Source organism: Pseudomonas sp. 05N432, from assembly GCF_056396945.1.
Genome location: NZ_JBFTMM010000001.1, coordinates 411,511 through 435,875, shown reverse-complemented (window position 1 = coordinate 435,875; position 24,365 = coordinate 411,511). Strand labels below are relative to the sequence as shown.

Genomic DNA, 24,365 nt, shown 5'->3' with positions numbered 1-24,365 from the left:
ATCGCAGCCACCGGGCTGCGATCCGGGCTTGCAGTACTTGCCGATCAACTCAGGCCAGTATTTCCAGTCCATGCTTCTGCACGATGCTCAGCAGCTTCAATGCCATCCCGCTGGGGGGCTTGTCACCCGCTTCCCACTGTTTGACGGTAGAAGCACTGGTATTCAAATAGCGGGCGAACACCGGTTGGCTGACATTGTTACGCTCGCGCAGTTGTTTGATCTGTTCGGCGGGAATCGCCTCTGGCACCTGTGCCAGGCATGTCTCATCGAACTGGCGCATGGTGGTCTTGCTGATAGCGCCGATCGACAACAATGCAGTGGCCGAATCGTGAACCGACTCAAGGGCTTCACTCTTGAACTTCTTACTCATGATGTACCTCCACAAACTCCCTCATATCCAGCAGTTGCTGGACCTGTGTGTCACTCAACCTCTCATAGGCTTTGGCCAACTATCGAAAGGCAGCCAACTCCGTTTGGCTGATGTTGCTCTGGTCTTTCTTGGCAAACAGAAACTGGTAAACCCAGTACCGTCCCCCCTTGGCCAAAACAATCGAACGGTGACGGTTTTCGCTCAAGCGCTTTTTCCAGACTCCACCTCCCAGACTGTCTGCCTGCCCTTTAAGCAACTCGCGGAACGCTGACCTGAGCTCGTCATCGCCGATCCAGGCTTTGCCTGCCTGGACGGTAAAACGCCTTGTCTTGAACAGCCTGATCGTCATGGACATCCCTCCCCATCACCATACCACTCAGTGGTATATATTTACAAACCAAGCCATCCGCAAAATCAATGCGTGATGGCATCGGCAGTCCTCGCCGACTCCGCCAAAAAGCCATTGTTCTGGCAATCACTCAAGCACTGAGTAGGGTTTGGAAAATCGCTGAGACAAAAAAACGCCCCATGCCAAAAGAGTCAGGCATGGGGCGACGCGTTATACCGCAAGACGGTTAGGGAATTAGAGAAGTGCTGGTCTGTTCAGACCGCGACGCCTTTGCGGCATTGGAGTTGGGCCGTGCGCACCCGGGAGAAAGCTCGAGCCAGGCGCAGGAGCATTTCGTCGACATTGGCCTTGCTGACTGTCAGCGCCGGCGTAAACCGCAGGCAATCGGGTTTCGGAGCGCTCAACAGCAAACCTTCGTACAGCGCGGCGTTCACCACGGCGTCAGCTGAATCGTCACTCAGTGTCAGGCCCCAGAGCAGCCCTTGGCCACGTAGTTCACCGTGCCCGTAACGGTTGGCCAATCGACTCAAGCCTTCGCGCAGGTGTTGAGCGCTATCGCGAACGTGCTCGAGGAAGCCGTGATCCAGCACGCTGTCCAGAACCGCCAGCGCCGCCGAGGCCATCAACGCGTTGCCGTGATGAGTGCCATCCAGCTCGCCCGACTCGAGGCAGCAGGCTTTGCCGCGCGCCAGAAGCGCCGCCACTGGCACCCCACCGCCCAGCCCTTTGCCCAGCACAACAATGTCGGCGCGCACGCCGTAAAACTGTTCGGCAAGCAGACTGCCGCAACGGCCAATCCCGGTTTGCACTTCGTCGAGAATCAGCAAAATCCCCAACTCACGGCATAGGTGCTCGACACCTTTGAGGTAATGCTCAGTCGCCGGAACGACACCGGCTGAACTCTGAATAGGTTCGAGCATGATGGCGACGGTCTGCGCATCTACCGCCGCATGTAACGCAGGTAAATCATTGAACGGAACGTGGCTGAAACCCGGAAGTTGCGGCTCAAAGCGATTGTTCTGACAATCCGACGCGGACATGGCCGCAAAGCCGTGACCATGGCAGCTACCGCTGGCGGTGATGATTCGCGATGCACCGCCACGATGCAGTTGCCCCCATTTACGCGCCAGCTTGATCGCCGCTTCGCAAGCTTCACTGCCACTGTTGAGCAGATAAACCTTGTCGCTGCCGGTACTGGCGCACAAACGTTCGGCCAGATTGAGTTGGCCACGGTTAAGCAGGCCCGAACCCGGATTGATCAGCGTTTGCGCTTGAGCGGAGATGGCTTTGATCAGCACCGATGGGCTATGGCCGAGGCTGTTGGCCGCGCCACCTTGGGTGAAATCCAGATACGCTCGGTCGTCACTGTCCCAGAGCCAGGAACCCTGACCGCGAACGAAAACTTGCTGGGGTCGCTCGACACTGGGCATCAGGCACTCGCTGGAAAGGTTGTCGTGCCTGGAGGGCCGAAAATGCTTCACCACCAGATCATCCAGGCTCGGCTGTTGGCGACGCAGGCTGAACAGGTTCATGCGCGCATTCCCTCAAGCGGCGAACCCAGCAGACGCGAAGACCAATCCTCGACGCGCCCGGTGCGCAAGCGTTTGAGTGCAATATCACGCCAGCGCGAAGACAGCGCCGGACAGTCGACGAGTTTTTTCAAACCGGCATGCTCAAGCGGCTCTTGATAAAAACAGCGCAACGCCCAGGCCACAGTCAGGCCAGGGTAGCTGCGCTGGATCAGCTCGAACGGCTGATCGGCGCTGACAAAACCAGGCTTGAGAACGCGGTAGAACCAGCCGCAGCGTCCCGTGTCCTGGGCCAGTTGCGGCAAGATCGGCACACCCCAGCGATGGCTCAACCGATAACACGGTGAGCGCGGCTGGCTGATCTGCAACAACGCACCACCCCAGCGAAACATATCGCCGAGGCACACCTGCTCTTCGGTCAGGCCGCGGGTTGAAAGGTTTTCACCGAAGGCCGGCGCGTTCCAGTCGATCTGTGGATAACGTTTGCGCCAGTAAGCGTAGTGTTCGGACGGGTAATGATGCAGGGCGCGTTCGGGGCCAGTATGAAAACGCGGATCGCCGTGTTCATCGCTGCCCAGGCCTTGAGGCCACAACCAGAGTCGATTGGCAATCCGCTGTTTGTCGGTATCGCAGATCAAACCCTGTCCGAGATTTTTTGCCTTGCCTATGTAAACACCATCAACGTAAACGGTATTCATCGCGCTTTCTGGCCCTGTAAGCCTTGTGAATGCGGTTAGACTAGGCTTCTGTCAGGCGCTGAGCCATTTCGATTTTCCAGCTTTTTCGATAAGAATTACTTATGGATTTTAAGCAACTGCGTTATTTCGTCGCGGTGTATGAAGAAGGCCATGTCGGACGGGCTGCCGAACGCCTGTCGATCTCCCAGCCGGCGCTGTCGCAGCAGATCCGCCAACTGGAACAAAACCTCGACGTGGGCCTGTTCGAACGCAGCAGTAAACGCCTGCTGCCTACCCTGGCCGCGCATACCTTGTACAACCACGCCCTGCCCTTGCTCGACGGCCTGCAGCGTGCGTGCGAGGCCTTGGGCAACTTCAAGGGTCAGGCGTTACGCACCTTGGCCATCGGCGTGCTGCAAACCGTTCACACCAGCCTGGTGCCCAAAATGCTGGAGCGTGTACGCAAGGCGCAACCACACCTGGTGGTACAGATCTACGAACTCACGGGGCTGGAAATTGAACGTCGACTGCTCAATGGCTCACTCGACATCGGTATCAGCTATCTGCCGCCGCGCCAGCCAGGGCTGCATGGCGTTTTGCTGTATGAAGACGAACTGACCCTGGTCATCCCTGCCGATCATCCGTTGCGTGAATTCAAGAAAGTCTCCATGAGTCAGGCAGCGGAGTTGCCGATGCTGTTGCTGGGGGAAGAGTTTCAGGTCCGGCAGATCTGGCAGGGACAACTGGCCAATCTCGGACGCCGCCCGCAAGTACAGGCGGAACTGAACAACATGGCGGGGATCCTCGACAGTTTGCCCCACACCAGACTGGCCACTGTCCTACCCGGACGCTCGCAGCAGGAACATGGAAACAAGGCACTCTTGTGGAAACCCTTGAGTGAGCCGCGGGTCCCACTGAAAGTTGGATTGGTCTGTCGCGACGTTCAACGTCAGCAAGCGACGCTGGAGTTGCTGCGCAACCTGCTGGAAGACGTGATGAACGGCCCGGCCGGGCGGATGACGAGCCCGACGGTACTGGATGTTCAAGGCTGAACGGTAAAAACACAAATCGCAGGCAAAAGAAAACCCCGCCGAAGCGGGGCTTTGCAGACTGTTTCCCTGACATCCATTTCACTCCGCCGTCCTGGCAGAATCCTACGTGTCCGTGTTATTGCTTTGCGCTTCCTGCGCGACGTCCATGTGAAGTAGATTAGCTCTGGATCCAATTTTGGAACAGGGGGAAAACAGCAGCACGTCACGTAAGCAAATGCTTACATGACGTTACACTTCTCAGAATTGCGCCGCATCCAACAGAAACAGCGACTCACTACCGGCCTTGACCGAAGCGCTCAGCGAATGAATCCGTGGCAGCAGGCGAGCGAAGTAGAAGCGTGCAGTGCCCAGTTTGCTGGCGTAGAAGTCGTCCTGCGCCTCTTTGCCAAAGGCTGCCTTGGCCATCAGTGCCCACATGTAGGCGTAGGACACATAGCCAAACACTTGCAGATACTCGACCGAGGCTGCGCCGATTTCGTTCGGGTTATTTTTCACGCGGTCCAACAACCAGGCGGTCAGCTCGTCCAGCGTGTCGACAGCGTCGTTCAATGGTTTGGTGAACTCGGCCAGATCAGCGCTCGCGGTGGCGGTGAAATGGCGAATCTCATCAGCAAACAACTTGTAGTACGCCCCGCCGCTGCCGACGATCTTGCGCCCGACCAGGTCCAGCGCCTGAATGCCGTTGGTACCTTCGTAGATCTGGGTGATCCGCACGTCACGCACCAGTTGTTCCTGGCCCCACTCGCGAATGTAGCCGTGGCCGCCGAAGACCTGCTGGCCGTGAACGGTGGTTTCCAGGCCCAGATCCGTGAGGAATGCCTTGGCGACCGGCGTCAGCAAGGCCACCAGGTCTTCAGCGCGTTTGCGGGTGGTCGCGTCTTCGCTGAACTTGGCGGTGTCCAGCTGCATGGCCACGTAGGTCGAGAATGCCCGGCCGCCTTCATTCGAGGCCTTCATGGTCAACAGCATGCGACGCACGTCCGGGTGAACGATGATCGGGTCGGCGACCTTGTCTTTGTTCTGCGCCCCGGTCGGCGAACGGCTTTGCAGGCGATCACGGGCGTATTCAACCGCGTTCTGGTAAGAGCGCTCGCCACTGGCCAGGCCCTGGATACCAACGCCCAGACGCTCGTAGTTCATCATGGTGAACATGGCCGCCAGGCCTTTGTTCGGCTCACCCACGAGGTAACCCACGGCTTCGTCGAAGTTCATCACGCAGGTAGCGGATGCCTGGATGCCCATTTTGTGTTCGATCGAACCGCAGTTAGCCGGGTTACGCGCGCCGAGACTGCCGTCGGCGTTGACCATGAACTTCGGAACCAGGAACAGCGAAATACCTTTCGGACCCGCAGGGGCATCCGGCAGTTTGGCCAGCACCAGGTGAATGATGTTTTCGGTCAGGTCATGTTCACCGCCGGTGATGAAGATCTTGGTTCCGCTGACCTTGTAGGAACCGTCTGCTTGCGGTTCGGCCTTGGTACGGATAATCCCCAAGTCAGTCCCCGCGTGCGGCTCGGTCAGGCACATGGAGCCTGCCCAGACACCGGCGTACATGTTTGGCAGGTAAGCGGCTTTAAGTTCTTCACTGGCGTGAGCGTTGATCGACAGGCAAGCCCCGGCAGTCAGCATCGGGTACAGACCGAATGACAGGCTGGCAGAGTTGACCATTTCTTCGACCTGAGCCGAAACCGCTTTCGGCATGCCCATGCCACCGTAGGACGGATCACCACCGACACCGACCCAACCGCCTTCAGCATAAGTCTGATATGCCTGTGGGAAACCTGCTGGTGTGGTAACGGCACCGTTGCTCCAGTGACAACCTTCTTCGTCGGCAGCACGGCTCAGCGGCGCAATACTTTTGCTGGTGACTTTGCCGGCCTCCTCAAGGATCGCCTCGACGGTCTCGGCATCGACGGTGTCGGCCAGGGCGGGCAGTTCAGCCCACAGTTTGGCAACCTCGAAAACTTCATTGAGGACGAAGCGCATATCGCGCAAGGGCGCTTTGTAGTCAGCCATGGCAAACCTCGTGAGAACTTGAAAAGTGATTCGTAGGATCGGATTTCAGCAAGGTCTTGAGTGTACCCGAACAACTTTTACGATACATAGGGTCAGCTAGTGACCTATTTGTAATTTTTGGTCACTGAAAAAAAAGATCGCAGCCTGCGGCAACTCCTACAGGCCCATCTGTATTGTAGGAGTTGCCGCAGGCTGCGATCTTTCAGAGGCAGCGCTGTCGCGCAGGGAGAGGCTTGTACTCGGGCTGGTCGTTTCTCCGTCAGCAGATCATTCAAACCTGCCGCCGCGAATGGCCTCGAACAATCACAGCCCAGACGCTGAATGTACGTTCACCACTAACCCGCAGCGCCGTCCATACGCACCGCACCACGGCGGCTTTGCCCGAATGCCATCACGCAGTTTCGCCCTGCACCCTTGGCGCTGTAGAGCGCCTGGTCTGCGGATTTCAGGACTTCTTCCGGGGTCCGCTGCTCCAGTCGCTCGGCGACACCGATGCTCACCGTGACCGAAACGCTTGAGGCACCAGAGCCCGCACGGCGTTGCCGACCTTGCTGATCGTCTTGCGGACGGCTGTCCTGATTGCGCAACTGAATGTTGTAGGTGGCAATCGACTCACGGATAACTTCCAGATGCGGCATGCACTCTTCGAGCGTTTTGGCGGCGAACACCAAGGCGAACTCCTCGCCCCCGTAACGATACGCCCGGCCACCGCCGCCGATCTTCGACAACTTGCTGGCCACCAACCGCAACACCTGGTCGCCGACATCGTGCCCGTGGGTGTCGTTGAATTTCTTGAAATGGTCAACGTCGCTCATGGCCAACACATAGTTGCGGCCCAGACGCTGCATGCGCTCGTTCAAGGCGCGACGCCCCGGCAGGCCGGTCAGCTCATCACGAAAAGCCATTTGATAGGCTTCGTGGGCAACCGCCGCAGCAATCATCAACATCACCTGGCTGCACATGATGTTCAGGGTAAACGGCAGGATGAAGGTCTTGGGCAACATCCAGAACAGTCCGAGCAAACCCACCAATTGCGCCGCATGCAACGGCCGCGGGTTGCGCCAGTATTGATACGCCAACAGCAGAAAGGACGCGAGGAACACCGGATAGGACAACTGGATCAAACTCATCCAGGCACCATGCAATGCCGGCCAGCGTATTTCCGACAGCCACATCAACAACGCCTGTGGGTAACTCTGCTCTAACCCCAGTGCAACACTGCCGAATGCCACCAACACCGCGAAACGCGCGACCATGTCCTGAAACAGGTGGGTACGTTCCTGCCAGGCAGCAAACAGCCCGTACAGCAAAGGCAGCAGCAAACAGCAGAGATGGAAAACCACCGCCGCGTCGTCACGCACCTTGCCGTAATCACGGTAGTAATCGGTTTGGGTGTCGAGCAGGTAGTAGGCGATGTACACCGTGACCATCAGAAACAGTTCACGTTGACGTCGGTAAACCGCGCAGTACGAACCGCCGAGCAATAGCACCAGGGTTGGCAGCACGTTGAACAGCGAGGTGAAAAAGACGTTGAGGTCCTTGACGTAGGCAGCCGCAAGCCCCGCAAGCAACAACAGTAATGAGGGCAAAAAGTGACTGAGACGTACAGCGGAAGAACGCGGCAAGGGTAGAGCTCCGGCCCGGCAAATCAATAGATGGCATTGTGCCTGCATTCCTGACAATTAAGCACATGCAATGTGACGTACATCACACCGCACACTCTTTAACGGCAGCAAAAGCGTTCTACTTAGCGTTTTAGTCGGGAATATTTGCAGCCGTTTTCAGCGGGCAGAAAAAAGCCGCTGCTCCCGAAGAAGCAGCGGCTGTTTGAAGCACTCCGCGGGACTTAGTAGCCCAGTGCGAAGTCTTCTTCTTTCATGTCCATCAGGTTGTTGGCACCCGACAGCATGGTTGCAACGTGAGTGCGGGTACGCGGCAGGATGCGCTGGAAGTAGAAGCGCGCGGTCTGCAGCTTGGCGGTGTAGAACGCCTCTTCGGTGGTGCCGGCAGCCAGTTTCTCGGCAGCCAGGCGCGCCATGTCAGCCCAGAAATAGGCCAGGCAGGCGTAACCGGAGTACATCAGGTAGTCCACCGACGCGGCGCCGACTTCCTCGCGATCTTTCATCGCGGCCATACCGACCTTCATGGTCAGCTCGCCCCATTCCTTGTTCAGTGCTGCCAACGGCTCGACAAACTCTTTGACCGCTTCGTTGCCTTCGTTGGTCTGGCAGAACTTGTGGACGATCTTGGTGAAGCCTTTCAGAGCCTCGCCTTGAGTCATCAGCACTTTACGGCCCAGCAGGTCGAGCGCCTGGATACCGGTGGTGCCTTCGTACAGCATCGAAATACGGCTGTCGCGAACGTTCTGCTCCATGCCCCACTCGGCGATGAAGCCGTGGCCGCCGTAGATCTGCACACCGTGGTTAGCGGATTCAAAGCCGACTTCAGTCATGAAGGCTTTGGCGATCGGCGTCATGAACGCCAGCAGTGCGTCGGCTTTCTTCTTCGCCTCGAAATCCACGCCGTACTTGACGATGTCGACCTGCTTGGCAGTGAAGTAAACCATCGCACGGTTGCCTTCGGCGAAGGCCTTCATGGTCAACAGCATACGACGCACATCAGGGTGAACGATGATTGGGTCAGCGGCTTTGTCCGGCGCTTTCGGGCCAGTCAGGGAGCGCATTTGCAAACGATCGCGAGCGTATTTCAGACCGCCCTGGAAGCCGATCTCGGCGTGAGCCAGACCTTGCAGGGCCGTACCCAGACGTGCGGTGTTCATAAAGGTGAACATGCAGTTCAGGCCTTTGTTTGCCGGGCCGATCAGGAAACCGGTGGCCGCGTCGAAGTTCATCACGCAGGTGGCGTTACCGTGGATGCCCATTTTGTGTTCCAGGGACCCACAGCTCACGGCGTTGCGTGCACCGATGCTGCCGTCAGCGTTCGGCAGGAACTTTGGAACGATGAACAGCGAAATACCTTTGGTGCCAGCAGGCGCATCCGGCAGGCGAGCCAGAACGATGTGGACGATGTTGTCGGCCATGTCGTGTTCACCGGCCGAGATGAAGATCTTGGTACCGGAAACCTTGTAGGAACCATCAGCCTGAGGCTCGGCCTTGGTGCGCAGCATGCCCAGGTCCGTGCCGCAATGTGGTTCGGTCAGGCACATGGTGCCGGTCCATTCGCCGGACACCAGTTTGGTCAGGTAAGCCTCTTGCTGCTCTGGCGTACCGTGTTCGGAAATGGTGTTCATCGCGCCATGAGACAGGCCTGGGTACATGCCCCACGACCAGTTGGCTTCACCGACCATCTCACTCACAGCCAGACCCAGAGACTCCGGCAGGCCTTGGCCACCGTGCTCTACGTCGTGGGCCAGACTTGGCCAGCCGCCTTCGACGAATTGTTTGTAGGCTTCTTTGAAGCCAGTCGGGGTCTTAACGCCGGACTCGCTCCAGGTGCAGCCTTCGGTGTCACCCACGCGGTTCAGCGGAGCCAGCACCTGCTCACAAAACTTGGCGCCTTCCTCGAGAATGGCGTCAACCATGTCCGGGGTAGCGTCCTGGCAAGCCGGAAGGCTCTGATAGTGCGCTTCGTAGCCGAGCAGTTCGTCACGAACGAAGCGAATATCACGCAAGGGGGCCTTGTAGTCAGGCATAGCGATAAACCTCTGCTGATGTAACCGGGAATGAACGACCGCAATGAATTGTTGTGACGGTCAAACAGTTGTTTGAAACATACGTTTACGCCGAAATCTTGTCAAGCGTCGATCTTTTGCCGTTCGTCATGACCCATATGAATAGCGCACACGCAAAGGCCCACAGCCGGTGCGCAAAGCAACAAACCGTGTAGGAAAGATTAGTTGAACGAGAAGGACGTGCCCGACAGAACACCGAGCCAGGGGCGGTGTTCAGGTAAACAGGTTCAGCGAGGGATCAAGCGAAAGTATCGATCAATGTACCGAGCATTTCGTCAGAAGCCTTGGCGACTTTGACGCCAAGCTCTGCCTGGATCTTGCCTTGGGACATATCGACCATATTACTGGCCAGATTCGATTGCTGGCTGCGATCGACCGAGCGCAAGCGGTCGATCTGAGCGTCGGAGGACTGGCTGGAGGCTGAACGATCGACAGTGGTGCCGGCGATCTGGCTCGCCGCCTGATCGACACGGTTCTGCCCAGCCTGAATGGAACTCAGACCTGCATAAAACGCGGTGCTTCCCGAAATGTCCATGGCGCAACTCCATCCTGCAAAGGATAAACAGCGCTCATTGAACCAGAGACACCGTCAAAAGGCCCGACAAAAACACTAATGGCACAGTGCCTTGTCATAGGCAAAACCTAGTCCAGCAAATCCAGCTGAAGATGTTCTGCCACCGCTTCTGCCGTGACCAGTTTGAGTTTCGGCACCCGCCCCAGACACGGTGCCGGCAGCCGTTCTGCCAACGTGGCGAGGTTCTCTTCCAGCCGCGACGTCTTGGGGTCAATGATGTTGGCCACCCAACCCGCCAGTTGCAAACCGTCCCGGGCAATTGCCTCGGCTGTCAGCAACGCATGATTGATACAGCCCAGACGCACGCCAACCACCAGAATCACCGGCAACCCCAGCGCCATTGCCAGATCCGAGAGATTGTCCTGATCAGCCAATGGCACCCGCCAGCCACCCGCGCCTTCGATCAAGGTGAAATCGGCCTGCATGTCCACTATGTGCCGCATCGGCACCAGCAACGACTGGACCGTCAGCGCGAACCCCGCCTCACGTGCAGCCAGATGCGGTGCGATGGCCGGCTCGAAGGCCACCGGATTGACCTCGGCATAGGTCAGCGGCAACGAACATTGCGCCAACAGCGCCAACGCGTCGGCATTGCGCAATCCTTTGGGTGTCACCTCGCAGCCGGACGCCACAGGCTTCCCGGCTGCCGTGCTCAACCCCGCCAGCCGCGCGGCGTGCAGCAGGCCAGCGGCGATGGTGGTCTTGCCGACATCGGTATCGGTACCGGTGATGAAATAGGCTGCGCTCATAGTGGCTTCTCCAACACGGCGTAAACCACCTGATAAGTCGCGGGCAGCCCTTGCGCCTGACGAAATTGCTCATAGGCGTCGATCAAACCCATGATCCGCGCCCGACCTGTCAGCCCGCCCGGCCGACCAGGATTAAGATTATGCGCGCCCAAGGCCTTGAGTTCGTGAGTCAGGCTACGCACATCCGGGTAATGCAGTACGTGCGGGCAACTTTGCAGACTGATCACGTTCATGCCGCTGGCCGCACACAGCTGTTGATACGTGCTGAACTCGCGGAAGCGGTTGACGTGCACCAAGCCATCGACCTGGCGCCAACTGTCGCGCAATTCATACAGCGTCCCCACACAGAGACTGGCAAACGCCAACACACCGCCAGGTTTCAGAACCCGCTTGGCCTCGCTCAGCACCGCCCTGAAATCGGCGCACCACTGCACCGCCAGGCTGGAAAACACCAGGTCGCAGCTCACGTCCTGCAACGGCAAGCGCTCAGCATCGCCAGCAATAAAATGTGTCGCACCGCCCAAGGGCTGTGCGTGCTTGAGCATGCCTTGCGCGATATCCAGCGCCAGCCCTTCGCTGGCGTTGAATCGCTCACCCAGCACACGGCTGAAATACCCTGTGCCACAGCCCAGATCCAGCCAGCGAGCGGGCGTTCGATCAGTCGGCAAACGCCCCAGCAATTCACTACCGACAGCCCGCTGTAATTCGGCAACACTGTCATAGCTGGCCGCTGCACGGGAAAAGGATGCCGCGACCTGACGCTTGTCAGGCAAGCCTCCGGGCAGGTTGGGAAGGGCTAAATCAGTCATCACCGGACTCATGCAAAAAGGCCTGGATAGCCCCCGCCACACCGTGGGGATCTTCCAGAAGAAACGCGTGACTGGCCTGTTCAATCAGACCAATTTCAACATCGGGGAGTAACACCAGTAGCTCACTGGCGGCTTCGGCAGGAACCAACCCGTCGAGCCCGGCGAACAGATGCAATTGCGGACCTCGAAAAGCCTGCAAGGCTTGCCGATTGTCCAGTTGAGCGAGCACTTCCAACCCGCTCATCAACTGCGCCTGCGGGGTATTCGGCGCACCCGCCAGCAACAGGCGCGACAACCCGCGCGGGTCTTCGGCACCTTGGGCGCAGAGCAGGCTAAAGCGCTTGAGGGTCATGCGAGGGTCCGCGCTGCACCCAGCCAGAAACGCATCGAAGGTCTCACCCGGCATGGCGCTCGACCACTCGGCATGCGCCACAAAAGAGGGGTTACTCGCCAACGTCAGCAAACCGCAGCAACGCTCGCCACGTCGAGCCGCGAGCTCTGAGGCGAGCATCCCGCCGAGCGACCAGCCACCGAGCCAGGCATCTTTGGGCAAAGTCGAATCCAGTTCGTCTAGCCATTCATCGAGGTCGCTCGACTCCAGTTCCGGCAGTGGTTCGATCTCGACGCGCAGGTGTTCGTCCAACCCCTGCAAGGCCGCTGCCAAAGGCTCCAGCGGCGAAATGCCGAGTCCCCAACCGGGCAACAGAATCAGACGATCACGCATGGTTCGGCTCCGCTCCCAGTTGCTGAAGACAATCGGCCAGACCTTCTAACAATAGCTGCACCTGCGCTTCGCTGTGCGCCGCTGTCAGGGTCACGCGCAAACGTGCACTGCCGGCCGGCACGGTGGGTGGGCGGATCGCGGTCACCATCAGCCCGCGCTGACGCAGCATCTGCGAAAAAAGCATGGCGCGCCCGGCGTCGCCGATCATGATCGGCTGGATCGGCGTAGCGCTGTCCATCAACTCCAGACCCATCTGCTCGGCACCTTTTCGGAATTGGCGGATCAGCACGTTCAAGTGCTCGCGTCGCCAATGTTCGCTACGCAGCAACTCAAGACTTTTCAGGGTCGCGCACGCCAGGGCCGGTGGCTGACTGGTGGTGTAAATGTACGGTCGGGCGAACTGGATCAGGCTTTCGATCAGGTCATCGCTGCCCGCAACAAACGCGCCCGCGGTGCCGAATGCTTTGCCCAAGGTAYCGACCAATACCGGCACATCCTCCAGACTCAAACCAAAGTGCTCGACGGTCCCGCCGCCATTGGCGCCCAAGGGACCAAAGCCGTGGGCATCATCGACCATCAGCCACGCGCCTTTAGCCTTGGCCTCGCGAGCCAGCGCCGGCAGGTCGGCAATATCGCCATCCATGCTGAACACCCCGTCGGTCACCACCAGCGTATTGCCGGTGGCCTTCTCCAGACGTTTGGCAAGGCTGACCGCGTCGTTGTGCAAATAACGATTGAAGCGCGCCCCCGACAACAGCCCGGCATCAAGCAATGACGCATGATTGAGTCGGTCTTCAAGCACCGTGTCGCCCTGCCCGACCAACGCCGTGACCGCGCCCAGGTTAGCCATGTAGCCGGTGGTAAACAGCAACGCGCGCGGGCGCCCTGTCAGGTCGGCCAAGGCTTCTTCGAGTGCTTGATGCGGACTGCTATGGCCGATCACCAGGTGCGAAGCACCGCCACCGACACCCCAGCGGGCGGCGCCGTCACGCCAGGCTTCGATCACTTGCGGATGATTGGCCAGACCCAGGTAGTCGTTATTACAGAACGCCAGCAATGGCTGGCCGTCGACCACCACTTGCGGACCTTGTGGGGTCTCCAGCAAGGGACGCTGGCGATAGAGGTTTTCGGCACGACGGGCAGCAAGGCGTGCGGCGAGATCGAAAGACATGCAGGCCTCGCGGGGTCAGAATTCAGAAGCAATGTCGCATTACCTTGTGGGAGCGAGCCGGCTCCGGGCGGCGATCCGACGATGAGGTCATAACATTCAACATTGATGCTGGCTGTTACATCTCAATCGCGAGCAGGCTCGCTCCCACAGTGTTTTGCATTCCTTCAGAAGGATCAGTGGAGACGTCAAACAGCGGCGTTGTAGAACTGCTCGCTGCTTTTCTGTTCGACCAGCGCTTGCTCGATAGCCGCCTGATGCACTTCATCGGCGTGCTCTTCGCGCGCTTCCGGCAGGATGCCGAGGCGCGAGAACAGTTGCATGTCCTTGTCAGCCTGCGGGTTGGCGGTGGTCAGCAATTTCTCACCGTAGAAAATCGAGTTGGCACCGGCAAAGAACGCCAGGGCCTGCATCTGCTCGTTCATCGCTTCGCGGCCGGCGGACAGGCGCACGTGGGATTTCGGCATCAGGATACGGGCGACGGCGAGCATGCGGATGAAGTCGAACGGGTCGATGTCGTCGGCATTTTCCAGCGGCGTACCGGCAACTTTCACCAGCATGTTGATCGGCACCGACTCCGGGTGCTCCGGTAGGTTGGCCAGCTGGATCAGCAGGTTGGCGCGGTCGTCGAGGGACTCGCCCATGCCGAGAATACCGCCCGAGCAGATCTTCATCCCCGAATCACGAACATACGCCAGGGTTTGCAGGCGCTCGCTGTAGGTGCGGGTAGTGATGATGCTGCCGTAGAACTCCGGCGAGGTATCAAGGTTGTGGTTGTAGTAATCGAGGCCGGCTTCGGCCAGGGCTACGGTCTGATCCTGATCGAGGCGGCCGAGGGTCATGCAGGTTTCCAGGCCCATGGCCTTCACGCCCTTGACCATCTCCAGCACATACGGCATGTCTTTGGCCGATGGATGCTTCCAGGCGGCGCCCATGCAGAAACGGGTCGAACCGATAGCCTTGGCGCGAGCAGCCTCTTCAAGAACCTTCTGCACTTCCATCAGCTTTTCTTTTTCCAGGCCGGTGTTGTAGTGACCGGACTGCGGACAATATTTGCAATCTTCCGGGCAAGCGCCGGTTTTGATCGACAGCAGGGTCGACACCTGGACGCGATTGGCGTCGAAGTGCGCGCGGTGCACCGTCTGCGCCTGGAACAACAGGTCGTTGAATGGCTGAACGAAGAGTGCTTTGACTTCGGCCAAAGACCAGTCATGACGCAGGTTTGCAGTGGTGCTGGCGCTCATGGGCGTTTCCTTGTTTATGCTTGGCAAGCGGCTGTGGAACGGAATATCCACAGACGCGACACGGATGTTCGGCATATTTAAGGAAGAGCTATGCGCTGTCAACCACGATACGTAGGACCGGTCTACATCTGGTTAAACAATAAACAACTTTGTTTGCTTTGTTCAGAGCCGGCCGATGGCACCACACCMATCTGCACGCCCTGCGAAACCGAGCTGCCCTGGCTCGGCGACCATTGCCAGGTCTGCGCCCTGCCTTTGCCCGTGGCCGGCCTCACGTGCGGCCAGTGTTTGAAGGAGCCACCGGCCTTCGAGCAGGTGATCGCGCCCTGGACCTATAGCTTCCCGCTCGACAGTTTGATCACCCGCTTCAAGCATGGGGCAAAGTGGCCATATGGCCGCTTACTTGCAGAACTTCTTGCTCAATCGCTGCAACACCACTTCGATGAAGGCCTTGAACGACCTGACGCTTTAGTGCCGGTGCCCTTGGCCCGCAAACGGCTGCGCGAGCGAGGTTACAACCAGGCCGCGATGCTCGCCCACTGGCTCAGCGACAGCCTGCAGATCAGTTGCGATGAGAACCTGCTATTACGTACCCAGGACACCACCGCGCAACAGGATCTGGACGCCAAGGCGCGCAAACAGAACTTGCTCAGGGCGTTCGCGCTGACACCGAACGCGCAGATCAAGGGCCGCCACCTGGCGTTGGTCGACGACGTGCTGACCACCGGCGCCACCGCGCAAAGCCTGGCACGCTTGTTGATCGGGGCTGGTGCAGCGCGGGTCGACGTTTATTGCCTGGCGCGCACGCCAAAACCCGGGGAGCTGACTTGACTCTCACGCGCCAAGCCGCCAACGTCCAAATCCATCACTACCCGCTCGCAGCCCCTTGCCATGTCCTTGCCTACTTTGTTGTCCCAACACATCGTCCGTCGTCCGCAGCGCATCGCCTTGCTGCAACACATCGCCGAACAAGGCTCGATCACCCGCGCCGCAAAAAGCGCCGGGCTGAGCTACAAAGCCGCGTGGGATGCGATCGATGAGTTGAACAATCTGGCGCAGAAACCGCTGGTGGAACGCAGCGTCGGCGGCAAGGGCGGTGGTGGCGCAAAACTGTCCAGTGAAGGTGAACGGGTGCTGCGACTTTATCAGCGCCTGCAAGCCTTGCAGGCACAGGTGCTGGAAGCTGCCGAAGACGCCAGTGACCTCGACTTGCTCGGACGCCTGATGCTCAGGACCAGCGCGCGCAATCAACTGCATGGCACCGTCGCGGCCATCGACACTCACGGCCATAACGATCTGATCAGCCTGGAACTGGCTGAGGGACTGATCATTCAGGCGCAAATAACCCACGACAGCACCCTGCGCCTGGAACTGGAAACGGGCACTGAGGTGGTGGCGCTGATCAAGGCCGGCTGGCTCGATTTGCTCGGCACAGGACAACTTGCAACACCTGGACACAATTGTCTGAAGGGCACTGTCGAGGAGATTCTCGACGCCGAAGATGGCCCCAGTGAAGTCCGAATCGCCCTGCCCAATGGCCAGACGCTATGCGCGCTGGCCGAGCCTCAGCACCTGAAAACCCTGGATTTGAGCGCCAAAAAAACCGTCCAGGTACAGTTCTCGCCCTCCAATGTTTTGCTCGGCACACCGCTCTAGCCCAAGCCTGGCGCGCTTTCTGTAACAGCTGCCGAAAGCTGCGTTCGGCTGCGAAGCAGTCACAATCCTCTCGACTCAAATAAAGACTCAAAATCGCGGTGTCAGGTTTTTGCGGCGGCGTCGCCACCGAACGCAGCCTTCGGCAGCTGCTACAGGTCTATGCTCACCCCGATCAAAACTGCAACATTTGTGTCATAGACGCTCCTTAAGGTGGCTGCAAAAACCAGCAGGGAGCCTGATGTGAGCCTATTAGAAGAAAACCAAGCCACCGACCTCGAAAAAATCGTCGGCCTCAGTCGTCGTGGTTTTATCAGCGCCGGCGCCCTTTGCGGTGCGGCGATGTTCCTCGGTGGCAACCTGCTGAGCCGTAGCGCACTGGCCACCAGTGTCAGCGCAGCTTCGAGCAAATTGCTGGGCTTCGACAGCATTGCCGCCGCCACCAGCGACACCATCACCCTGCCGCCGGGTTACAAGTCCTCGGTGCTGATCAGTTGGGGCCAGCCGCTGCACAAGGACGGTCCGGCCTTTGACCCGAGTGGTAATGGCAGCGCCCAGGCCCAGGAAGTCCAGTTCGGTGACAACAACGATGGCATGAGCCTGTTCGCCTTCCCCGGCGACGACAATCGCGCGCTGATGGCGATCAACAACGAATACACCAACTATCGCTACCTCTACGCCCATGGCGGCATGCCGCAGTCGGCCGAAGAAGTGCGCAAAGCGCTGGCCTGCGAAGGTGTGTCGGTGATCGAAGTGCAGCGCAAGAATGGCCAATGGCAATTCGTTCAGGGCTCGCGCTACAACCGCCGAATCCACGGCAATGCACCGCTGCAGTTGAGCGGCCCGGCCGCTGGCCATGAGCTGATGAAAACCGCCGCTGACAAGACCGGCAAAAAAGTGTTCGGGACTTTTCAGAACTGCGCCAATGGCAAGACGCCTTGGGGTACTTATCTGACCTGTGAAGAGAACTTCACCGACTGCTTTGGCAGCAGCAATCCCGAGCACAAATTCGACGCCGCACAAAAGCGCTATGGCGCATCGGTCGCCAGCAAAGAGATCAACTGGCATCAACACGACCCGCGTTTTGACCTGGCAAAAAACCCCAATGAACTCAACCGTCACGGCTGGGTAGTGGAAATCGACCCGTTCGACCCGCAATCGACCCCGATCAAGCGCACCGCCCTTGGCCGTTTCAAACACGAAAACGCGGCCCTGGCCGAGACCCACGACGGTCGTGCGGTGGTGTACATGGGCGACGATGAGCGCGGCGAGTTCATCTACAAATTCGTCAGCCGCGACAAAATCAATCACGCAACTCCCAAAGCCAACCATGACCTGCTGGACCACGGCACGTTGTACGTCGCTCGTTTCGATGCCGGCGACAGCAACCCCGACCATCCAAAAGGCCAGGGCCAGTGGATCGAGCTGACTCACGGCAAGAACGGCATCGACGCTGGCAGCGGTTTTGCCGATCAGGCCGAGGTGCTGATTCACGCGCGCCTGGCCGCCAGCGTCGTCGGCGCTACGCGTATGGACCGCCCGGAGTGGATCGTGGTCAGCCCACAAGATGGCCAGGTCTATTGCACCCTGACCAACAACGCCAAGCGTGGCGAAGACGGGCAACCAGTGGGCGGACCCAACCCACGGGAGAAAAACGTCTACGGGCAAATCCTGCGCTGGCGCACCGATCGCGACGACCACGCATCGCTGACGTTCGACTGGGATCTGTTCGTGGTGGCGGGCAACCCGACCGTGCACGCCGGGACAGCGAAAGCCGGCTCGTCGAACATCACGCCACACAACATGTTCAACAGCCCGGATGGCTTGGGCTTCGACAAGGCCGGTCGGCTGTGGATTCTCAGCGACGGGGACTACAGCAACGCCGGCGACTTCGCGGGCATGGGCAATAATCAGATGCTCTGCGCTGACCCTGCGACCGGTGAAATCCGCCGCTTCATGGTCGGCCCGGTCGGTTGCGAAGTGACCGGCATCAGTTTTTCACCGGACCAGAAGACCTTGTTTGTCGGCATTCAGCATCCGGGGGAAAACGGCGGGTCGACCTTCCCCGAGCATTTGCCTAACGGCAAGCCGCGCTCCTCGGTGATGGCGATTACCCGGGAAGACGGCGGGATCGTCGGCGCCTGACCTGGCCCCCATCGCGAGCAGGCTCGCTCCCACATTGGATCTGTGAACACGTAACCCTGTGGGAGCGAGCCTGCTCGCGATGGCGTCAGTAAAATCAGCACTCATCTCAAGCCCAACCACTAAAGTCGCCTCGTCTGCGCTACCATGTTTGGCCGGACGCGGCAGCCTGCTGCGCGCAGGAGTCAGCATGTCTCACCCGTTTGAAACACTTACCCCCGATCTGGTGCTCGACGCCGTAGAAAGCATCGGCTTTCTCAGCGACGCCCGCGTCCTTGCGCTCAACAGTTATGAAAACCGTGTTTATCAGGTTGGCATCGAAGATGGCGAACCGCTGATTGCCAAGTTCTACCGTCCGCAACGCTGGACCAACGCCGCCATTCTCGAAGAGCACCGCTTCACCTTCGAACTCGCCGAGTGCGAGGTGCCTGTCGTTGCGCCGTTGATTCACAACGGTGAAAGCCTGCACGAACACGCCGGTTTCCGCTTCACCCTGTTCCCGCGCCGCGGCGGTCGCGCGCCAGAGCCAGGCAATCTTGATCAGCTCTACCGTTTGGGACAATTGCTTGGCCGCTTGCACGCAGTAGGCGCCACCCGCCCCTTCGAACACCGCGAAGTGCTGGGCGTCAAAAACTTCGGCCATGATTCGCTGACCACCTTGCTTGAAGGCAACTTCATACCGCGCAGTTTGCTGCCAGCCTACGAGTCAGTCGCCCGCGACCTGCTTAAGCGCGTGGAAGAAGTCTACAAAGACACGCCGCACCAGAACATTCGCATACACGGTGATTGCCACCCCGGCAACATGATGTGCCGTGACGAGATGTTCCACATCGTCGACCTCGACGACTGTCGCATGGGGCCGGCGGTGCAGGACCTGTGGATGATGCTCGCCGGTGATCGTCAGGAATGTCTCGGTCAGTTGTCGGAACTGATGGACGGCTACAGCGAGTTCCACGACTTCAACCCGCGTGAACTGGCGTTGATCGAACCTCTGCGTGCCTTGCGCCTGATGCACTACAGCGCGTGGCTGGCCCGGCGTTGGGATGACCCGGCGTTCCCCCATAGTTTTCCGTGGTTTGGCACCGAACGTTATTGGGGCGACCAGGTGCTGGCATTGCGCGAGCAACTGGCAGCGCTAAACGAAGAACCGTTGAAGCTCTTTTGATTCACCACTATCCCCTTGTGGGAGCGAGCCGGCTCGCTCCCACTGGATTTGGTGTTCACAAATGCCTTACCAATTCAGATACGACATCCGCTGACAAATCTCCTTACAATCCCCCCTTTGTTAGCTGCCTAAGCAAGGATTCTGCATGCAAGCCGCCAACCTGCGTCGCGGGTACATATTGGGCCTGAGTGCCTACATCATCTGGGGATTATTCCCGCTCTACTTCAAAGCCATCGCCGACGTACCTGCCGTAGAAATCATCATCCACCGGGTACTTTGGTCAGCGCTGTTCGGCGCCTTGCTGCTGATGGTCTGGAAGCATCCGGGCTGGTGGCGTGAACTGCGTGAGAACCCACGGCGGCTGGCAGTCCTTGCGCTGAGCGGCACATTGATTGCCGCCAACTGGCTGACCTACGTCTGGGCGGTGAATAACGGACGCATGCTTGAGGCCAGTCTCGGTTACTACATCAACCCGCTGGTGAACGTGCTGCTGGGAATGCTGATCCTTGGCGAACGCTTGAGACGTCTGCAATGGGTCGCCGTCGGGCTGGCCGCCGTTGGCGTCGCGCAGCAAGTCTGGCAACTCGGCAGCCTGCCGTGGGTGTCGCTGGTGTTGGCGCTGACCTTCGGCTTCTACGGATTGATCCGCAAACAGGCTCCGGTCAAAGCATTGCCCGGGCTGGTAGTGGAAACCTGGATGCTGGTACCGATTGCCCTTGCCTGGCTGCTCTTCAATCCAACCGCTACCAGCGCGCAAGCAGCGTTCTGGACTACGTCCGAAGCGTGGTGGCTGGTCGCTGCCGGCCCGGTAACGCTGGTGCCGCTGGTCTGTTTCAACGCTGCTGCTCGGCATCTGCCCTACACCACCCTCGGCTTCCTGCAATACCTGGCGCCAACGCTGGTGCTGCTGCAAGCCGTACTGCTGTTCGGCGAGCATCTGTCGTCCACCACGCTGGTGGCCTTCATGTTTATCTGGGCAGGTCTGGCGGTTTACAGCATCGACGCCTGGATGAGTTTGCGTCGTCGCCGCTGATCAAAAAACGCACAAAGCCTTGCAGGCCACGACCGACGTGGCCTGCAAGCATCCTTCCCAAGGTTATCCACAGCGTGATCCCCGCCGTTTGTGCACAAGCCCTTGAAACTGCTGGTTTTTTGAACAACTCCTGAAGAGCCTTGGCCGGCGTGGGCTGGCGTCGAGTCTCTACAGGTTATCCACAGGCAGGTGCACGCTTTACTTGGATAACCTTTCCTCCCGCTTTACGGCTCGCTACGCAGTACCAACTCCACCATCAAATCATCAGCCAAGGTCTCCAGCCGCGACTGCAGCACCTCGAGGGAAAGGGTCAGCGGTACCGCAAGAATCGCTTCGGCGTGGAACAGCGGCTCGCTGCTCATCGGCGCCGGGCGTACGTCGGTTACCAAGCGTTCAAGGTTGACCCCCTGCTCACTCAGCAAACGCGTGATGTCACGGACGATTCCTGGTCGGTCATTACCGACCAGCTCCATGGCAATCGGCTTCCAGGTGCAGGATTGTTCGATACCGCTTTCGGCGATCAACACCCGAATCCCTTGAGCGGACAACGCCTGAAGTGCATCGACCAGTTCGTCATAACCCTCGGCTGGCACGCCCACCCGAAGGATCCCGGCAAACTGCCCGGCCATCCGTGACATGCGGCTCTCTAGCCAGTTACCACCATGCTCGGCAATGCATTGGGCGATGCGCTCGACCTGGCCGGGCTTGTCCGGGGCGAATACGGTGAGTACGAGGTGGTCCATGGCGCAGCCCTCTTGTCATGACTTTTGTTATAGAAAGGCAAGTATAGGCAAGGGACCCAATTCAGCGCGGCAGCAAAAAAATCAAAGCCCCATAGCAGTGAATTCAATATTATGTGTACAAGTTTTTAGATTTATCTGGAACAATCCAATAGTTTTTTGAGAACATCCTGTCCCCCGGCGTGACCGGACAGCCTGGCCGGGTCGCTAAACGACGTAATTAGTCTAATTTTCACAACCGCAATTCATCATGTAGTATGCCGCAGCGCGCACTACATAACGTTGGATCGATGTCTGCCCAGGCGCCATCGCAACCCTCAAAGCCCCGTCAGCAAGACTTTACGCCGTTGATTGGAACCACCCAGCCGCCAGCAATGGCATGTACTGGTAGAGGGGTTTGTGGTTTAAATGGCCAGAGGCTTCATTGTCAAATTGAAGAGCTGAAAAGCGAAATAGCTGAGCAGAGTGAGGCAAGCAATGACTGAACACGTTCAAGTCGGTGGCCTGCAGGTCGCCAAAGTCCTGTTCGACTTCGTGAACAACGAAGCCATTCCCGGTTCCGGCCTCACCGCCGACAAGTTCTGGGCCGGTGCCGACAAGGTCATTCACGACCTGGCGCCGAAGAACAAAGCCCTACTCGCCAAACGCGACGACCTCCAGGCGAAAATCGATGCCTGGCACCAGTCCCGTGCTGGTCTTGCGCATGACGCTGTGGCCTACAAAGCCTTCTTGCAAGACATCGGTTATCTGCTGCCAGAAGCGGCCGATTTCCAGGCAACGACGCAAAACGTCGACGACGAAATCGCCTGTATGGCCGGCCCACAGCTGGTGGTTCCGGTCATGAACGCCCGCTTCGCCCTCAACGCTTCGAACGCCCGCTGGGGTTCGTTGTACGACGCGCTGTATGGCACTGATGCCATCAGCGAGGCCGACGGCGCGGAAAAAGGCAAAGGTTACAACAAGGTTCGCGGCGACAAGGTCATCGCCTTCGCCCGCGCCTTCCTCGACGAAGCCGCGCCCTTGGCTGCCGGCTCTCACGTTGATTCCACCGGCTACAAGATCGTTGACGGCAAACTGGTTGTCAGCCTCAAGGGTGGCAGCAACAGCGGCCTGCGCAACGACGCACAGCTGATCGGCTTCCACGGCGATGCGGCGGCGCCGACCGCGATCCTGCTGAAAAACAACGGCCTGCATTTCGAAATCCAGATCGACGCCAGCACACCGGTCGGCCAGACCGACGCCGCCGGCGTAAAAGACCTGCTGATGGAAGCCGCACTGACCACCATCATGGACTGCGAAGACTCCGTGGCCGCCGTCGATGCCGATGACAAAGTGGTGATCTACCGCAACTGGCTCGGCCTGATGAAAGGCGATCTGTCGGAAGAAGTCGCCAAGGGTGGCAAGACCTTCACCCGCACCATGAACGCCGACCGCACCTACACCGCCCCGGACGGTAGCGAACTGAGCCTGCACGGCCGCTCGCTGTTGTTCGTGCGCAATGTGGGCCACTTGATGACCATCGACGCGATCCTCGACAAGAATGGCAACGAAGTGCCGGAAGGTATCCTCGACGGCCTGGTCACCAACCTCGCAGCGCTGCACAGCCTTAACGGCAACACCACCCGCAAGAACAGCCGTACCGGTTCGGTCTACATCGTTAAACCGAAAATGCACGGTCCGGAAGAAGCGGCGTTCACCAACGAACTGTTCGGGCGCATCGAAGACGTGCTCGAGTTGCCGCGCAATACCCTCAAAGTCGGCATCATGGACGAAGAGCGGCGTACCACGGTCAACCTCAAGGCCTGTATCAAGGCTGCCAGCGAGCGCGTGGTCTTCATCAACACCGGCTTCCTCGACCGTACCGGTGATGAAATCCACACGTCCATGGAAGCCGGCGCGATGGTGCGCAAGGCTGACATGAAGGCTGAAAAGTGGATCAGCGCCTACGAAAACTGGAACGTCGACATCGGTTTGAGCACTGGCCTGCAAGGTCGCGCGCAAATCGGTAAAGGCATGTGGGCCATGCCCGACCTCATGGCCGCCATGCTCGAGCAGAAAATCGCTCACCCGCTGGCCGGCGCCAACACCGCCTGGGTGCCTTCGCCGACCGCCGCTGCGCTGCACGCGCTGCATTACCACAAGGTTGATGTGTTCGCCCGTCAGGCCGAACTGGCCAAGCGCGCTCGCGCATCGCTGGACGACATCCTGACCATCCCGCTGGCAAACAACCCCAACTGGACGGCGGAACAGATCCAGAATGAACTGGACAACAACGCCCAGGGCAYCCTCGGTTATGTGGTGCGCTGGATCGACCAGGGCGTGGGCTGTTCGAAAGTACCGGACATCAACGACGTCGGCCTGATGGAAGACCGTGCAACGTTGCGCATCTCCAGCCAGCACATCGCCAACTGGCTGCGTCATGGCATCGTCAGCGAAGCCCAGGTGCTGGAAACCCTCAAGCGCATGGCCCCGGTGGTTGACCGCCAGAACGCCAACGACCCGCTGTACCGTCCGCTGGCACCGAACTTCGACAGCAACATCGCCTTCCAGGCGGCGGTCGAACTGGTGATCGAAGGCACCAAGCAGCCAAACGGCTACACCGAGCCGGTCCTGCACCGTCGCCGTCGCGAGTTCAAGGCTGCCAATGGCCTGTGAATAAGCGTTAGCGACATGAAAAAGC

General features: G+C 59.1%; 20 protein-coding genes and 1 pseudogene. 7 read left to right on the top strand and 14 right to left on the bottom strand.

Going from position 1 to position 24,365, the window contains the following annotated elements:
- Positions 1-49: 49 nt before the first annotated feature.
- The 4 genes and pseudogenes from AC1DHT_RS02035 to AC1DHT_RS02020 form a co-directional block, all read right to left on the bottom strand.
- Positions 50-370: a helix-turn-helix domain-containing protein gene (locus AC1DHT_RS02035; protein ID WP_427545631.1), complete on the bottom strand. Its 321-nt coding sequence runs from the start codon at positions 368-370 to the stop codon at positions 50-52.
- Positions 363-719, bottom strand: a pseudogene (locus AC1DHT_RS02030) (type II toxin-antitoxin system RelE/ParE family toxin). Before AC1DHT_RS02030 ends, AC1DHT_RS02035 begins: the two are co-directional and overlap by 8 nt.
- Positions 720-973: 254 nt before the next feature.
- Positions 974-2,251 carry an aspartate aminotransferase family protein gene (locus tag AC1DHT_RS02025; protein WP_427545629.1) on the bottom strand — a complete coding sequence of 426 codons (1,278 nt, stop codon included), beginning with the start codon at positions 2,249-2,251 and terminating at the stop codon, positions 974-976.
- Positions 2,248-2,946: an MOSC domain-containing protein gene (locus tag AC1DHT_RS02020; protein ID WP_427545627.1), complete on the bottom strand. Its 699-nt coding sequence runs from the start codon at positions 2,944-2,946 to the stop codon at positions 2,248-2,250. Before AC1DHT_RS02020 ends, AC1DHT_RS02025 begins: the two co-directional genes overlap by 4 nt.
- Positions 2,947-3,047: 101 nt before the next feature.
- Here AC1DHT_RS02020 and AC1DHT_RS02015 point away from each other — a divergent pair, with 101 nt between their 5' ends.
- A complete protein-coding gene (locus tag AC1DHT_RS02015; RefSeq protein WP_427545625.1) occupies positions 3,048-3,977 on the top strand; it encodes a LysR family transcriptional regulator in 930 nt (309 codons plus the stop codon).
- Positions 3,978-4,214: 237 nt separating this feature from the next.
- Here the strand turns inward: AC1DHT_RS02015 and AC1DHT_RS02010 are convergent, their stop codons facing one another.
- The 9 genes from AC1DHT_RS02010 to bioB form a co-directional block, all read right to left on the bottom strand.
- Complete coding sequence (locus AC1DHT_RS02010; RefSeq protein WP_427545623.1) at positions 4,215-5,993, bottom strand: acyl-CoA dehydrogenase C-terminal domain-containing protein; 1,779 nt, start codon at positions 5,991-5,993, stop codon at positions 4,215-4,217.
- Between the two features lie 335 nt (positions 5,994-6,328).
- Positions 6,329-7,618: a GGDEF domain-containing protein gene (locus AC1DHT_RS02005; protein WP_427545621.1), complete on the bottom strand. Its 1,290-nt coding sequence runs from the start codon at positions 7,616-7,618 to the stop codon at positions 6,329-6,331.
- A 221-nt stretch (positions 7,619-7,839) separates the two neighbouring features.
- Positions 7,840-9,645, bottom strand: coding sequence for a phenylacyl-CoA dehydrogenase (locus AC1DHT_RS02000; protein ID WP_427545619.1), 1,806 nt, complete (start codon positions 9,643-9,645; stop codon positions 7,840-7,842).
- Positions 9,646-9,922: 277 nt separating this feature from the next.
- A complete protein-coding gene (locus AC1DHT_RS01995) occupies positions 9,923-10,219 on the bottom strand; it encodes a hypothetical protein (protein ID WP_054594343.1) in 297 nt (98 codons plus the stop codon).
- Positions 10,220-10,326: 107 nt separating this feature from the next.
- A complete protein-coding gene (gene bioD / locus AC1DHT_RS01990; RefSeq protein ID WP_054594344.1) occupies positions 10,327-11,007 on the bottom strand; it encodes a dethiobiotin synthase in 681 nt (226 codons plus the stop codon).
- Positions 11,004-11,816: a malonyl-ACP O-methyltransferase BioC gene (gene bioC / locus AC1DHT_RS01985; protein ID WP_427545617.1), complete on the bottom strand. Its 813-nt coding sequence runs from the start codon at positions 11,814-11,816 to the stop codon at positions 11,004-11,006. Before bioC ends, bioD begins: the two co-directional genes overlap by 4 nt.
- Positions 11,809-12,540: an alpha/beta fold hydrolase gene (locus tag AC1DHT_RS01980; protein ID WP_427532479.1), complete on the bottom strand. Its 732-nt coding sequence runs from the start codon at positions 12,538-12,540 to the stop codon at positions 11,809-11,811. The genes bioC and AC1DHT_RS01980 overlap by 8 nt, the downstream gene beginning before the upstream one ends.
- Positions 12,533-13,711: an 8-amino-7-oxononanoate synthase gene (gene bioF / locus AC1DHT_RS01975; protein ID WP_477761222.1), complete on the bottom strand. Its 1,179-nt coding sequence runs from the start codon at positions 13,709-13,711 to the stop codon at positions 12,533-12,535. The genes AC1DHT_RS01980 and bioF overlap by 8 nt, the downstream gene beginning before the upstream one ends.
- A gap of 185 nt (positions 13,712-13,896) precedes the next feature.
- A complete protein-coding gene (bioB, locus tag AC1DHT_RS01970; protein ID WP_054594348.1) occupies positions 13,897-14,952 on the bottom strand; it encodes a biotin synthase BioB in 1,056 nt (351 codons plus the stop codon).
- A 90-nt stretch (positions 14,953-15,042) separates the two neighbouring features.
- Here bioB and AC1DHT_RS01965 point away from each other — a divergent pair, with 90 nt between their 5' ends.
- From AC1DHT_RS01965 to rarD, 5 genes are all read left to right on the top strand, one after another.
- A complete protein-coding gene (locus AC1DHT_RS01965) occupies positions 15,043-15,783 on the top strand; it encodes a ComF family protein (protein ID WP_427545615.1) in 741 nt (246 codons plus the stop codon).
- Positions 15,784-15,843: 60 nt separating this feature from the next.
- Positions 15,844-16,608: a TOBE domain-containing protein gene (locus AC1DHT_RS01960; protein WP_427545613.1), complete on the top strand. Its 765-nt coding sequence runs from the start codon at positions 15,844-15,846 to the stop codon at positions 16,606-16,608.
- A gap of 240 nt (positions 16,609-16,848) precedes the next feature.
- Positions 16,849-18,750, top strand: a complete 1,902-nt coding sequence (locus AC1DHT_RS01955) for a PhoX family protein (protein ID WP_427545611.1) — start codon at positions 16,849-16,851, stop codon at positions 18,748-18,750.
- A gap of 187 nt (positions 18,751-18,937) precedes the next feature.
- Positions 18,938-19,912, top strand: coding sequence for a serine/threonine protein kinase (locus AC1DHT_RS01950; RefSeq protein WP_427532489.1), 975 nt, complete (start codon positions 18,938-18,940; stop codon positions 19,910-19,912).
- 145 nt (positions 19,913-20,057) lie between these two features.
- The gene (rarD, locus tag AC1DHT_RS01945; RefSeq protein WP_427545609.1) at positions 20,058-20,945 is read left to right on the top strand and encodes an EamA family transporter RarD; all 888 of its coding nucleotides are present in this window, start codon (positions 20,058-20,060) and stop codon (positions 20,943-20,945) included.
- 224 nt (positions 20,946-21,169) lie between these two features.
- On the opposite strand, the gene AC1DHT_RS01940 is transcribed toward rarD, so the two are convergent.
- Positions 21,170-21,688, bottom strand: coding sequence for a glycine cleavage system transcriptional repressor (locus AC1DHT_RS01940; RefSeq protein WP_427545607.1), 519 nt, complete (start codon positions 21,686-21,688; stop codon positions 21,170-21,172).
- A gap of 474 nt (positions 21,689-22,162) precedes the next feature.
- Here AC1DHT_RS01940 and AC1DHT_RS01935 point away from each other — a divergent pair, with 474 nt between their 5' ends.
- Complete coding sequence (locus AC1DHT_RS01935; protein WP_477761221.1) at positions 22,163-24,340, top strand: malate synthase G; 2,178 nt, start codon at positions 22,163-22,165, stop codon at positions 24,338-24,340.
- Positions 24,341-24,365 lie beyond the last annotated feature (25 nt).